This is a genomic window from Pseudoalteromonas nigrifaciens (genome assembly GCF_002221505.1).
GTDB classification, from domain to species: Bacteria; Pseudomonadota; Gammaproteobacteria; order Enterobacterales; family Alteromonadaceae; genus Pseudoalteromonas; species Pseudoalteromonas nigrifaciens.
The window spans coordinates 231,399-245,599 of sequence record NZ_CP011037.1 but is presented as its reverse complement, the minus strand read 5'-3'; the positions used below and the strand labels follow the sequence as shown (position 1 = coordinate 245,599).

Genomic DNA, 14,201 nt, shown 5'->3' with positions numbered 1-14,201 from the left:
ATTATTTAATGTTTTCTACCAGTGAGCCAACTAATTATGTTTAATGCCATTAACCCAAGAGCAGGTTAATTAACTCTGCCACCCTACTCTTTAGTCTAGCTTTAATTCTGGTAATAAGTATGCAAAAGGCCAATAAAATTGGCCTTTTGCATAAGTAATGTTGCATGTATAAGGTGTTCTGGGTAGTTAACTCACCATTGAACTATTACAATAACCAACGCTGGTACTATTAATTTTATGTTTCACGGTGCTTTTTCTCATGGCTGTCGTAATCAGCATCGCGCACTCTTCTATCACTGTCTCTTTTGCCTTTTTTGCGTTTTCTTTTAACTGCTTCGGCCATATCATTAACTTTAAGCCCTTCTTCAGGGTTGTCCGACTCACAGAGTATTTCATCTATAGCTAAGTCCATTTCAGCTCTGATCTCTGCAATTGCAATTCTTTTTTCTTTGAGAATTTCATCTATAGCCATTTTTTTTTGCTGCAACAATTGCCTCTATTTGCTCACCAGCAGCGTCTTTACTATTGAGATTATTGATATCGGGATCAGACATAATGTGTCCTTAGCTAAAGTAGTCAGGAGTTACTAACCTTTATACTTTAGTATATAAATAGCAAAAATAAAATTGTCTCTTTATTGCTTTATACCCTAAATATTCGGGGTAAAGTAATAAACCTGAGCTCCGGATAATAAACTTATCTCAAGCAGCTATTTTCAGCGCTAACTGCGTTGAATTTTCTTGCAATAGGCCAGCTATTGACGCGTAAATTCGCCTTGTTTTCACTGAAAACCTCTGGCTAGAGAAAATAAAATTAAATATAACTATGATTCAATACGTTAGTAAATCTCTTAACCAGAGATCAGGTTAATAACTTAAAATACTGCTATTTCTTCGAGTACTTGCTTAAACTTGTTAAGACATTATTTTAAATAGTAAATCTCTCACTGTTGCTGGTTCAAACGGTTTGTCGCATATGGCATCCACTCCGGCTTGAGAGATGTTTGCTAGGTGGGTTTCATTGGCTTCTGAGCTCACCATTAAAATAGGAATGTGCGAGTAGCTATTTGAGCCTCTAACCGCTTCGGTTAGTTCTCTGCCATCCATTTCCGGCATATTGTAATCGGTTACTATTAAGTCAAACGCTTGCTCGTTTAGCTGCTCAATTGCTTGTTTGCCATTCTCAGCCTCTACCGGCGCAGGTATTCCCATACCAGCAAGCACCCGAATAATATGTTTACGAGCAAAGCGACTATCGTCAACCACTAATACGCGCAGCAAAGTAACATCAAAGTGTTCAAGCTCTACTTCTTGTTCGCTAATTATATCTAAGGTAGCTTTAAGCGCTCGGGTAATAGCTTCGCTGGTAAAGGGCTTAGGTAAAATAGCTAACACGCCCGATTGCCTTAATTGCTCAAGATACTTTTTATTACGCTCGCTCGACACCAACATAAATGCTTGGTGCTCTGTGCGCGGGTTCGACCTAATGTTTTGTAGCAGTGAATCGGCGGTGCCGTCAGCTAAGTACATACTGCTAATAACTAAATCTGGTTGGTAATTTGCAAGTAGGGTTAAAGCTTGGGTTTGTGTAGTGGCGGTTTCTATTTGTTTTACACCACTTTGTATTAATGATTTTATGATCAGTTTTTGCTGCACTTCTGAAGGCTCGACCAATAATATTGATAGATTAGCTATTGCAGTTAAGTCACTCATTTATATCTCTTTATTATTATAATCTTGCTGTTTTTATCGAAATTTTCCGAGAAAACCCATTGATCGACGCGAAGCGGCGTCGATGGGATGAATCGGAATAGTTAGCCCTGCTCTTGAATGTATTTTCGAATTGTATCAGCAGCCGCATTTCCAACAGAGCAAACAAAATATCCGTCAGACCAAAATGTTTTTTTAACCCAGAATTGCTTTTTAAACCATTTAAATCTCGACCATAGACTTTGCGTTGTAGATTGTTTAATTCTCCTAACGTAACTCGCAACACTGATATTGGGAGAGATCGTTAGCAATATGTGTATATGATCTTTGACCACCTCGATCTCTTCGATATTAAATTCTGAGCGCTCTGCAATTTTAGTGATTTTTTGTTTTACAAAATCACCTACATCACCTTTTAACAATTGTTTTCTATATTTAACCACAAGTATTAAATGTAGTGCTATTAAATATTTATAGTGAGATTTAGTGTCATATTCCATCTTGACAACTCATTTGCATACAGTAGTCTATACAGTATATGAAAAAGACGCTTAGATACAACTACAGGCTAAATCCTACGCCAGAGCAAGAAGCTAAACTCGTTGAGTTTGGCGCGACAGCGCGTGGCATTTGGAACTTATTGTTGTCTGAGAACATGCGTCGATACGAGCACGATAAAACGTTTTTGTTTTACAAAGACATGGCCTCACTACTTAAAGATATCAAGACGTTCGAAGAGTTTAACTGGATCAAAGCATTCGATTCTGCGGCAGCTCAACAAGTTGCCCGCGACCTGGAATTAGCGCTCAAGAATGCTTTTACTAAAGGTCGCTTGCAACGCTTTCCAAAGCACAAGATCTCATATAAAAAGAAAAAACGTCACAACGATAGTTTTCGAGCGGTCAATAACTCGAACTGTATCCGCATTGAAAATGGCGCTATCAGTATCCCAAAGGTAGGCAAGATACCCATTATCTTGCATCGCAAACTAGCAAGTAAAATCAAGACTGTAACTATCCAGTATCACCACGGAAAATGGGGATGCAGCATCACTCAGGAAGTTGAGTGCAAAACAGCTAAACAAGTTTTAAAAACAATCACAGGTTTTGACATTAACTCAAAGCAAACTGTTGTTGGCTCAGATGGTTTTGTGGTCGATAACCCCAAGTTTTTAAAGCAGTCAAAAACAAAGTTAAATCAATTGCAACGCCAGCTTGCACGCCGAACTAAAGGTTCAAATCGCTGGCAAAAAACCAAACAACGCATCAACAAATTACATGGCAAAATCTCACGGCAAAGGCTCGACTTTGCACACAAAATTTCACGCCAGATAACCAATGAAAATGACATTTTAGTGTTCGAAGATTTAAACGTAAAAGGGATGCAAAAGTTCAATGGCAGCATGGTTGCCGACAATGTGATGGGCTTAATTACTCAGCTTTCAAAATACAAAACTGAGCTTGAAGGTAAACTCTATCACGAGATTGGCAGGTTTGAAAAATCCACTGGGGTTTGTTCTGAATGCGGCCAACATCATGTTTTAACATTGAACGACAGAAATTTCACATGTACGGCTTGTGAAACTAACCAAAGCCGAGACTTGTCAGCGGCTAAAAGCATAGCAAAAACAGGTGAATTAGATTTGATTGCGGCTGGGATCGTCGCAAGGGTTACCCCCACATCTCAGCAGAAATCAGCCATTAAAACGAAAGTCTTCGAGCTATCGAAGTTTGCTGTTGGAACTGAGAAAAAAGAAGCAGCCTAGTCTCTAAGTCAAGGCTGTAGAAGCCCATTGATCGACACGGAGTGGCGTCGATGGGTAGTTCACAAGGAGCTAACACTCGGTTTAAAACTTTAATTACTCTGAATATATTCAAGCGCGGTCATTTTTTTATAACTTACATTTGGATGTAAAATATGTGCTGGGTGTGGATCTACAACTTCTAACGCAATATTGTATTCGCGGGCTATTTCCAGCGCCATTTGGGTAATGTTAACGCTAAACGATGTACCCATAAATACAATTTTATCGGCATTGACCATGCGTTGTTGTGCTTCGCTAATTTTATATAACTCGGTGTAGTATTCATCAAATAATAATACAAACGGTTTAAAAGAGTGATTAATCACTGGCGCTTGGTTTTGAATATTAAACACCTCAAATAATGAGTTGTGTAAATGAGCCTCATCTACCTCATTCCAAGGGGTAATCACCGTTTCTACGTTTTCGCCTTGCTGATGAAACAGGGTCATTTGATCTAACCTGCCATGGACTGCAATATAGTTTTTATTTCCTGCTTTACCATCAAGCCCATCTATATTTTGCGTTATTAGGTTTTTATCTTTTAGCCAATAATGTACGTCGTTAGGGCCGTGGTTTCTATACGTTGCAAACCTGTGGTAATACCAAGCTAAAAACTCTTTAGGGGCGTTTTGATACATAGCGCGTGTGGCCATTTGCATTGGTGTATAATTTTTACTACCAATAGTCCAGTAACCATCTTCACCTCTAAAGGTAGGAATACCGCTGGCTGCGCTAACGCCCGCGCCTGTAATATATAACGTATTAATTGCTAACCTCTGCACTTACTATTTGAATCCAAGTTATGTAACATAAAATACTTAACTTACCTAACTGGCCTGCTTTTTTTATTATTTGAGCGTTTAATTTTAAGTTGGGTAATCTATGCTATTGGCACTCATTCTTTTGATTTTATACATGGCTTGATCTGCGTGTTTTATTAATTGATGGTCTGTTTCTCCGTGGGTGGGGTAATTTGCAATTCCAATACTCGGAGATACATTTAATGATAGCTCATCTAGTTTAAATGGCTGTTGGAACTGCCCAATTATTTTTCTTTTAATAGCCGTGGTATCGCCAGCGCTACTTAAGCCCTCTAGCACAATCAAAAACTCATCTCCGCCTAAGCGCCCTACTGTATCGTATTCTCTTACTACGCTTAAAAGCCGCTGTGCTATGTGTTGCAGTAACTTATCACCCATAAGGTGGCCATACGTATCATTAATAGCTTTAAAGCCATTAATATCAATAAATAATATCGAAAATAGTGTATTTTCTCTTTCTGCTTTTACTATTGCAGCCTGTAACCTGTCCATTAGTAATGAGCGATTTGGTAAACCTGTAAGCCCATCATGGCCAGCCATATAATGAAGCTGCTCTTCCATTTTTTTTCGCTCGGTAATATCGTGAGCAACTGCAATTCTTACTTGGTGATCTGATGACCAGCACACTGACCACAAAATATGAATTATTTGACCGTCTTTACGAACCCAGCGGTTTTCGAACCGTGAATGAGTTGTTTCGCCCGACAAAAGTGAAGCAACGGCATTATAAGTTTTATTATGATCGCCTTTATAAACGTAATCAATCATAGGCTTGCCTACTACTTCGGCAGCTTTATAACCAAATATTTGTTCAAACGCGGCACTTACAAATACAAACTTACCTACTTTATTTACCACGCACACAGCATCAAGCATTAAATCAAGCACATCTTCTAGTTCTATTAACTCATTTTTTGTCATACTATGTTTGCCTCTAAAGCAAGGTGAAGCTAGTTAAGTATTCAATATATTAACGTTAAAATATACTTGTAAAAATAGCAATAAATTGCTTTTGTAATCATGATTTTTTGTAGCAAAAGTAAAGTATTACTCATTGGTAGTTAAACTAAAACCCTCATTGCTGCAAAATAACGGAGTAATTATTATAACCAACGTGGTACTAATTCTTTATATTTTTTATATTGGGTGTTAAATATGCTCACTAAATGCTGCTCTTCAATCAACACCTGACGATATAACGCAGTAAGCCCAACCAGTAAACACACTAAGCTAAACACACTCGGCAATGCTAAAAAAAAGCCTAACTGCGCCGCAGCAACGCCTAAATACATAGGATTACGAGAATACGCATAAAAGCCGTTTACTTTTAGCTCATCGGGCCCTTGTGGGTCTATTCCTGAACGCCAAAGTGATGCCATATTAAAATGCACCACCATAGTTAATATAAAACCAACAGTTAATAAAGCATTACCTAGCATTACGCCTGGCCATGTATTTAACGGCACAAAAATTCCGAGGTAGTTATCGGTTGCAGGTATAAATACTCTTACAACACACACCAACCAAATAGCAGCTCTAAAAAAACGAAAAACGAAGTGATTCCACCAATTAGCGCAATATTTTGTCCCTGTAAAAATCACTCCCGATGGTGTATTGCTGTTTTTATAGAGTATTCTAACGGTGTAGAACCCCGCTACAAAGGTATAAAAAACGGCTAAATAAATGCGGGTAAATTCGATTAAGGACGCAGAGTCATTAATTAAAGGCTGATAGGTTATCAATATTAGTTACTCGCGGTGATTACTCAATTTTAATTATAAATTCATCATAGTATTCATACCGTTAAGAAACAAGGTAAACACAAATAATAAGCCAACTTTATGTTTAAGCCGGCTTATTAAAAGTTGCTTTAGGGAGCAGTTTAAAAGCTGTAGTTAAACCCAGCGTAATAACGCCTGCCCGAGTAGCTTGAGTTTAGTAACCGTGCGTCACTATCGTTACCTAAACGGGTAACCGACTCTGACTTGGTTAAGTTTATAATTGCTGCGGTAAAACTAAGGCCTTCGTATAAGTTAATTGAGGCATTAACATCAACTTGATCGTATGGGTCTTGGTACACGTTTAAGCCACTATTTAAGCCCAGTACCGTTTCGCCGCGCTTATTGTATGAGGCACGTATGTTAAAATCATCACCCTCAAAATAAACCGAAGTATTATATTGATACTTAGCACTGCCGATCAGTGGCGATTGTCCAAATGCTTCGCCATCTACGGTTACTTCTGCTTTATTGGTTTTGTTATAGGTGTAGTTAGCGTAAAAACCAAAGCCGCTATCAAAGGCATGTTGCAAAAACACCTCGGCTCCTTTAGATACCGCGTTAGTGCCATTACCTACTGTGCTGTAAGGAGTAATATTTATATTACCCGCCTCTACAATACCGTTTTTACCAGCAAAATTTTGTTGGGCGTTAATTACCACTGGCACTACAAAGTTATCAACTTTTTTATGAAATAGCGCTAAGCCAATTGCTGAGCCTTCAGCGTAATAATATTCGATAGATAAATCGGCTTGTACCGATATAAACGATTTTAAGTTTTTATTACCGCCACTGCCACTAAAGCCAGGTTGCTCGTTAAAATCGGCTCTGTCTTGTGCCCACTCGTCTGAAATATAACTAATGCGTTGCTGCGCGCCTAAATCAGCATAATCGGGGCGCGACATTACTTTAGCAACCGCGCCACGAATAACTAAGTCATCTGTGGCATCCCAGGCAATGTTAAAGCTAGGCAGTACTTGGGTGTCGGTGTTTTGTTGCACTACAAGTTGGTAATCCTCGACTGAGCGATCATCACCGGTAACAGGCTCCCCTGTTTCATCATTGGTATGATCTAAAAAGTAGGTATATAAATCGGTAGAAGCACTCATGGTTTTGCTGCGTACAACCCGTACTCCTAAATTACCTCTAACTTGATTAAATTCAAAGTCACCTTGCAGATAAAAAGCCGCTATTTTTTCTTCTATATCGTATACAAAGTTGTCTTCCATACGGGTGTAAGGCACGTAGTTACTGGTAATCATATCGCGGTATTTATCCCAATCAATACTGGGCATTTGGTTTATATTAAAGCCCCCTGCAATATTGCCTTGGTTAATAAAAACATCTTGCGCTGCCGGCATACCGTTATTCCACTGGTAACTGTCAAAGCGAGTTATGCCGCCCTCTTTGGCTTCCCCAGCGACAATATCAAAACGAGGATCTAAAAAGAAGGTATTACCGGTTTCGCGGTGTAATGTGGCTTCGCGGTATTTTACGCCGGTTTTAATGGTTGTTAAAAAGCCCCAATCGGTGTAAAAATCTAGATCGCCTTGGTAGTAACTTTCTTCAAGCTCGCTGCGTACAAAGCTTGAGTTTGATGAACCCGGATCGCGCCCACCGCCTACGCCACTGAGTAAATTAGCCAGTGTATTTGGGTCTATATTGAGGGTTACATCGTTTTTACCAAGTTGCCAACCAGCATTTTGCGCTGCGTTTTCAATGGTTGTTGGGTTTTCGCTGGTATTTGAGCTTTTATAGGCGGCCTCCCAACTTTCTTCTGGGCCGCCTTTTGAGCGAGTATTGCCCGCAACAAAGCGCGCTTTAAAATCATCACCTTCGTAAGTTAAATTAAAATCGAAGGTATCTGAACTCGACTCCTCACGAACATAACTGCCACGCATCCACGGAAACTGCATGTCACCTTGTGCGCCACTCGCTGTAGCATCAAACTGCATACCATTAACAATCGTGCCCGATTCATCCAAGTTCACATCGGTTAGGTAATCGGGATTTAACGACCACTCTGGCATATCAATAACCGACTCAGTTCTGTTTTGCCCCAGCGTAAAGCCAAAATAGTTTAATCCTATTTCTACACGATTGGTTGGACGCCACTGGGTACTAAACTGTATGCCTTCACGTTCACGTTTTTCATTAAGTACCGAGCCGCGCACGACTTGTGGAAACCACACGCCATCATAATTATTACCATTGGTATCGGTAATTGTATCCCAACTATTATTGTTATTGACCGCGTTACCATTTACATCTACCGGTTGACCATCACCTGTGTAGCGCCATACATTGGCATCGGTGCCACCCGAGAGGGTACGATTAGTGCGTTCTTGGCGAGTATAACCCACTAAAAAGCCAAGTGTTTCGGCATCGTTTTTCCAAGAATATAAACCGGTTAGTTGTGGCTCACTGTTTTGCGTTACGTCACTGTAAGTCCCTTCAACATTGAGCACTCCAGAATTTGCCTCCATGCTGAGCGGCTTACGGCTATGCATTAATACTGTGCCACCTACACCGCCTTCATCTAAACGCGCTTCGGGCGATTTATATACCTCAACACTGGCTATCATGGCTGAAGGGAGTAGCGTGTAATCAAACGAACGCGAAGGCTCACCTGGTGACGAGGCAATAAAATTACCGTTAAGCTGAGTAAAAGTAAGCTCAGACGACAAACCTCGAATACTTACCGATGCGCCTTCGCCGCCATCACGTTCAATCATTACCCCTGGTATACGTTGCAATGAGTCGGCTACGTTTTTGTCTGGAAACTTACCAATATCTTCTGCGGTTATAGCATCAACAACTGAGCTAGACATGCGTTTAATGTCGAGGTTTTCGGCCATACTGGAGCGAATCCCTCGTACTTCTATTACTTCTATATCGGCATTATTTTTAGCGGTGAGGGCTGGTTGCGCCGCATACGCGCTACCTATGGCAGATAAAACAGATAAACACAGCGCTGATTTTATAAATGTTAATGCTGGTAGTGAAAAGGGGCGATTATTGCAAGTACTCATGACAGTGTGCGGTTCCGTTTTATGCGCTTTTGATACTTAGCGGCAGCGCTATCAATAAAGGTCAATAGCGGGTCAAAAATTGCTGCTAAGTCTACAGCGCCAAACTTAATGGCCGATTAATAAAGTCGATAACTTACTGAATAGCTTATGTAAATAACAAAGTGTAACAATGTTTAACGTTATTTATAAAAAAGCCGGTAAAACTTTTACCGGCTTGACGTTGCACACTATGTACTAAGTTGGGTTTTTACTTGGTTGGCTTACTTGGTTGGCTTACTTGGCAGTGGGCCGAGGATCTCAGTCATTAATGACGCAGGCGGTAAACCCATTTGCATTTTTACCGCACCATTAGCATCGTGATAAAAAGTAGCGGGGGTGGCTCTGGCACCAACACTCATCATTATTTGATGGTTTTTCATTAATTGCGCATTTATGTGCTCAGGTGGATTTTTTAGCGGCTGTAATGTACCCACTAAATTATCGTTTTCAAACTTTTTTAACACTTCTTCAGGGTTGCTTGCACTCATAATAGCCGCCGCTTTGTCTAAGCTGTCGGCTTTTAAAATACCCACTAAAATATGGCGTATTTGTACCTCACCCGCATCCACCCAAGGACGCGCATTTTGCCAAAACTGTCTGCAGTAAGGGCAGTTTGGATCAGTGAAGGTATAAACTACTCGCTTTGCCGAGGCTGAACCATCAACTATCCAATGGCTACTCTCTAATGTTTGCCAGTCTTTTTGCGCTTTAGGGCCTGTAGCGTAGTCGTTTGCTGCTTGCTCTCCTACATTATTACCATTGGCGTCAAGCATAGGGCCGGTAAATAAATATTGCTCGTCGGCGGTGATATATAAAGTAATAACTTGGCCTTTAAAGTCGGCAACATAGCCTTTCATGTTGGCAGGCGCTGCAAACTCGCTGACTATTTCGCCGCCTTGCTCAGTAACTAACTTAAGGGGTGCTGGCAGTGCTTTTTGTTGAGCCAATATGGGCGAGGTAAACGCAAGTAATGGCAATAAATAAATTAACTTCATGAGGCATCCTTATTGTGCAGACTGTTGATTTATAGCTTGCATGTAATAACGCAAACTCGCGTGTGAGAGCTCTCCCATGTGACTGGTTACTAATTTGCCATCACTGCTATAAAAAAGCGTGGTTGGTAGCCCAGCAGCTCCGGATTCACGACTTACATTACTGTTTTGATCAAAAAACACATTGCGTAAGTCGAGCTGCTCAGCATTAATAAATTTTTGTACCGTAAATAAATCCTCTCCTTGGTTAACAAAAACAAAGGCTATATTAGGATTGTTTTTTTGCGCAGCCTGTAATACCGGCATTTCTTTACGACACGGTGGGCACCACGACGCCCAAAAGTTAATAACGACAGGTTTGCCTTTAAATGACTGTAAATCAACCTCTTTACCACGCAGGTTATATACCGCAGATTGTGGCAGCTCAACCCCAGCTTTATAAATAGAGGCAGCAAAGGTAGGCACCATAATGGTAAACAACGCGACAATAGCCGCTATGAAATAGGTTTTCAGCACTGCTTTTTTGCCTCGCGCATACAGCGCCAACACAAGCGCACCCGCCACCCAGCCATAAGAAGGCATAAAGCCGCCATCACTTATATTAATAAGTTGCCACCAGTTTTCTTGATACGCATCCCACATAATCAAAACAAACATTAATCGCGCAACAATAAAGCCCACTACAAACGCTTTAAATACAGTGTCTAAAATTGCTTTTTGCTGTGGTTGCTTACGGGTTTGTAAATAGGTAAGCAACCAAAATACGCCTAAGCCTAATAAAATAATAAGCTGCGAAATGGCAATAACAAACGGCCCGAGTGAAATACTTAACATGGCTATAAATCTTCTTTAAATACGGTTAGCCGCTATAGTATACAAAGCGTTAATTAAGCCAATATTAAGAGCAAAAATTAATAGTAAATAAGCACATAGCAGTTACTTCACCAATGGAAACAGGTATTCTAGCTAGGGTGTTTTAAACAGGGTAGCGAGTATGTTTGTATTGTTAGTGGAAGATGACGACGTAATAGCCGACGCTATTTGTACTTACTTAACCCACCAAGGGCTAGCCGTTGAGCACGTTAGTACACTAAGCGCAGCCACTACTTATATGCAATCGAGCAATTTTGATTTATGCATTCTTGATTTAAACCTACCCGATGGTAATGGCATTAACTGGTTAAGCTGGCTGCGTGACAATCGTTTTTCGCTACCCGTGCTTATTCTTACCGCCAGCAATACCATAGATGACAAAGTTATTGGATTAAAAAAAGGCGCCGACGACTACCTGGTAAAACCTTTTGATTTAAGAGAGTTATTAGCGCGGCTATTAAGCTTAAAGCGCCGCGCAAGCGATAGGCTCAGCAATACAATTACTCACGGCGCACTGCAATACGATTTAGAGCAACATAAAGCATTACTCAATGGCACGCTTGTTTGCTTGTCACGTAACGAGGACTTATTACTGCAAACCTTTTTAAATAGTCCGCAACAAATTTTAACCCAAAGCCAGTTAAAAAATGTACTTTATGGCGTGTGCGATGATGTAGCGAGTAACGCACTTAACGTACATATTTTTAATTTACGTAAAAAACTAGGCGCACCGGCAATAGAAACCATACGTGGCCTAGGCTTTAGATTAGGCACAATAGAGGTGAGCCACTAATGAGCTTGCGGTTACGGTTAACGGTATTGGTTGCAGCGGTCTTTTTAGGCTTTTGGCTTATCGCCAGTGTGTGGATGATATCGGGGTTAAACAATAAGTTAGAGGTTAACTTTGATCAGCGCCTGCGCTCAACCGCTTTTATGTTAGGTAACATTTTAGCCCACGTACCCAAAGATGCGCTCAGTAAAAGCCTCCCTGATATTATAAATGCCAGTGGGGTAAACACTGAAAAAGGCCTAACCTGTCAAATTAGCTCCCTGCAAGGCAGTATAATTGCCAGCAGTAACAGCCAATCGTTTCCCAATCAGCCTAGCTTAAACCAAGGTTTTAGTTATTTAAGCTCTGAGCAAGCGCAGTGGCGTACATTCACCTTAATTACTGCGCAATATAAAATTACCATTGCCGATAAAGTGGCCGAGCGCGATGTGCTCTATCACGACTTGCTCATTAGCATACTCATTCCACCGGCGTTAGCTATTTTTGTTGCCCTAATATTACTTTGGTTTGCAATTGGCACAGGAATACGGCCAATAAAGTTATTAATACACGCGCTTGAAAAACGCGGCAGTCACGACTTAGAACCGATACAGTTAAACCAGCCTTTAAAAGAACTGCAACCGCTTATAACTAGCCAAAATGCCTTAATGGCCCGCTTAGCAAAAGGGATCAGCCGCGAAAAACACTTTACCAGTAATGCCGCGCATGAGCTAAGAACCCCACTAGCCGGCATTTTAGCGCAAATACAATTAGCTGAGCTTACGCAAGATACCACCCAGCAAAAAGCACTAGGGCAAGCTAAAAAAAGTGCGCATAGATTAAATACTATTTTAGACAATCTACTGGTGTTAGCCCATGTAGATGCCGACACGCCGCTAAACATTACAGAGCCTTGGGAGCTTGATTCGTTAATTACTACTGTGGTAACAGAATCAAACAACAATAACGCCCGCTTAACCTATAATATAACAGCAAGCCAGCCAGTGTACTGTATTCCCAGTGCCATGCTCACTATAGTGTGTCGTAATTTACTTGATAACGCATTTAAGTACAGCAAAGCGAATACACCAGTCATTTTAGCCGCTAATTTAACAGCCACAGCACTAAAAATAACCATTAGTAACCACGCCCATATTAACCAAGCTGATTTAGCTAATATGGCAACTCGTTTTTGGCGTAAAGGCGCAGCAAACGGCGCTGGGCTTGGCCTATCAATTGTGGCCAGCATCGCCGAAAAGTACCAAGGTTCAGTTGCTTTTACAAATGACGAAGACAGATTTATAGTGAGTTTTAATCTGCCAATTAAAAATGTCAATCCTCAATAAGTTAGCTTCAAATTACCTAACAACTACTAGTTAACCTTACGTACTTATCGGCAAGCTCATCAATAGTTTCACTATGGGTTGGGTCTGGCTTAATACAATCAATTGGGCAGACACTTACGCAAGTAGGCTTATCATAATGACCTACGCATTCAGTGCATTTACTGGGATCTATTTGATATATTTTAGCCCCCATATAAATAGCCTCATTTGGGCACTCTGGATCGCACATATCGCAGTTAATGCATTTACTATTTATGAGTAGAGCCACTATTTAGCCTTTCTAATTAAAATCATTATAAAACATAAATATAGAGTTAAATTAAATGTTTTTTGACTACTTTTAATACAAGTCCAGTTCAATAATAAACCTTTATTTTTCATTAAATCGTAGCACACATTCCTAACACACCGTTTTACTTTTGGGTGTAAATTACAGCCGCGAATTATGCCTATTTCTCTCTATTTCTTTGTTGATCTTAATCAATAAAAATAGCCGTAAGGCCTTTATTTATATAGGTTACAACAAAGTGAAAAACTCTTTATCAACACTTACCAAGGCTCAGTACACTAAGGCAAAAATAGAATGGAATCAGCTCAAACCGCCGTTTTCTATGCAGCACATAAATCGGTGTGCTACGCTGGCTCAAAATATCATATTTTTTGAAGAAAAAGCATTGGAAAACAAGGCCTTAAATCTAGTCGGACTAAAAAATTATCGAAATACGAAGCACAACACCATATTCGACTAATTTTCACCAAGTCTGGTACAGCCATTTTCTATTCTAATTTCCCTAAACCATCTGGCATAGCCAATACCAAATTAGGTGAAGTACCTGAATTAACGATAGCAAAAGCGCGTAAGCTTACTGAACAAAGCTTAATAGAGCGCCATAACACCGCACCTACCAAATTTGCAGCTTCATCGCTCAGAACATATCAATGCAGAATAAAAAAGCTCAGGCATCATCTCCCGGCTTAAGCGAGCGTTCCAATCTCTTTCAGCTGGAGAGTTAGAAAAAGTTATTGATAACATCAATA

At 40.3% G+C, this 14,201-nt stretch carries 13 protein-coding genes; 3 read left to right on the top strand and 10 right to left on the bottom strand.

The features are described from left to right. Positions 1-235: 235 nt before the first annotated feature. From PNIG_RS17595 to tnpA, 3 genes are all read right to left on the bottom strand, one after another. A complete protein-coding gene (locus tag PNIG_RS17595) occupies positions 236-472 on the bottom strand; it encodes a hypothetical protein (protein ID WP_089369122.1) in 237 nt (78 codons plus the stop codon). 442 nt (positions 473-914) lie between these two features. Beyond that, positions 915-1,712: a response regulator gene (locus PNIG_RS17590; protein WP_086997245.1), complete on the bottom strand. Its 798-nt coding sequence runs from the start codon at positions 1,710-1,712 to the stop codon at positions 915-917. Positions 1,713-1,813: 101 nt separating this feature from the next. Next, a complete protein-coding gene (gene tnpA / locus PNIG_RS17585; protein WP_089369121.1) occupies positions 1,814-2,209 on the bottom strand; it encodes an IS200/IS605 family transposase in 396 nt (131 codons plus the stop codon). Between the two features lie 38 nt (positions 2,210-2,247). Here tnpA and PNIG_RS17580 point away from each other — a divergent pair, with 38 nt between their 5' ends. After that, a complete protein-coding gene (locus tag PNIG_RS17580; RefSeq protein ID WP_089369120.1) occupies positions 2,248-3,474 on the top strand; it encodes an RNA-guided endonuclease InsQ/TnpB family protein in 1,227 nt (408 codons plus the stop codon). An 89-nt stretch (positions 3,475-3,563) separates the two neighbouring features. Here the strand turns inward: PNIG_RS17580 and PNIG_RS17575 are convergent, their stop codons facing one another. The 6 genes from PNIG_RS17575 to PNIG_RS17550 form a co-directional block, all read right to left on the bottom strand. After that, a complete protein-coding gene (locus tag PNIG_RS17575; protein ID WP_089369326.1) occupies positions 3,564-4,280 on the bottom strand; it encodes an SIR2 family NAD-dependent protein deacylase in 717 nt (238 codons plus the stop codon). Between the two features lie 99 nt (positions 4,281-4,379). Next, positions 4,380-5,255, bottom strand: coding sequence for a sensor domain-containing diguanylate cyclase (locus PNIG_RS17570; RefSeq protein WP_089369119.1), 876 nt, complete (start codon positions 5,253-5,255; stop codon positions 4,380-4,382). Between the two features lie 182 nt (positions 5,256-5,437). Beyond that, a complete protein-coding gene (locus PNIG_RS17565; protein WP_089369325.1) occupies positions 5,438-6,073 on the bottom strand; it encodes a methyltransferase family protein in 636 nt (211 codons plus the stop codon). 143 nt (positions 6,074-6,216) lie between these two features. After that, a complete protein-coding gene (locus PNIG_RS17560) occupies positions 6,217-9,144 on the bottom strand; it encodes a TonB-dependent receptor (RefSeq protein ID WP_089369118.1) in 2,928 nt (975 codons plus the stop codon). Between the two features lie 260 nt (positions 9,145-9,404). After that, entirely contained in the window at positions 9,405-10,178 is a 774-nt protein-coding gene (gene dsbG / locus PNIG_RS17555; RefSeq protein WP_089369117.1) for a thiol:disulfide interchange protein DsbG, read from the bottom strand. 9 nt (positions 10,179-10,187) lie between these two features. Further along, on the bottom strand, positions 10,188-11,009 hold the full coding sequence (locus PNIG_RS17550) for a TlpA disulfide reductase family protein (RefSeq protein WP_089369116.1): 822 nt from the start codon (positions 11,007-11,009) through the stop codon (positions 10,188-10,190). A 160-nt stretch (positions 11,010-11,169) separates the two neighbouring features. Between PNIG_RS17550 and PNIG_RS17545 the strand changes: the two genes are divergently transcribed. Together PNIG_RS17545 and PNIG_RS17540 are read left to right on the top strand one after the other, a co-directional pair. After that, positions 11,170-11,841 (top strand): response regulator transcription factor, encoded by a 672-nt coding sequence (locus tag PNIG_RS17545; RefSeq protein WP_089369115.1) that lies wholly within the window; start codon positions 11,170-11,172, stop codon positions 11,839-11,841. Then, on the top strand, positions 11,841-13,163 hold the full coding sequence (locus PNIG_RS17540; protein WP_089369114.1) for a histidine kinase dimerization/phospho-acceptor domain-containing protein: 1,323 nt from the start codon (positions 11,841-11,843) through the stop codon (positions 13,161-13,163). The genes PNIG_RS17545 and PNIG_RS17540 overlap by 1 nt, the downstream gene beginning before the upstream one ends. Positions 13,164-13,179: 16 nt before the next feature. On the opposite strand, the gene PNIG_RS17535 is transcribed toward PNIG_RS17540, so the two are convergent. After that, complete coding sequence (locus PNIG_RS17535) at positions 13,180-13,431, bottom strand: YfhL family 4Fe-4S dicluster ferredoxin (protein ID WP_089369113.1); 252 nt, start codon at positions 13,429-13,431, stop codon at positions 13,180-13,182. Positions 13,432-14,201: the final 770 nt, after the last annotated feature.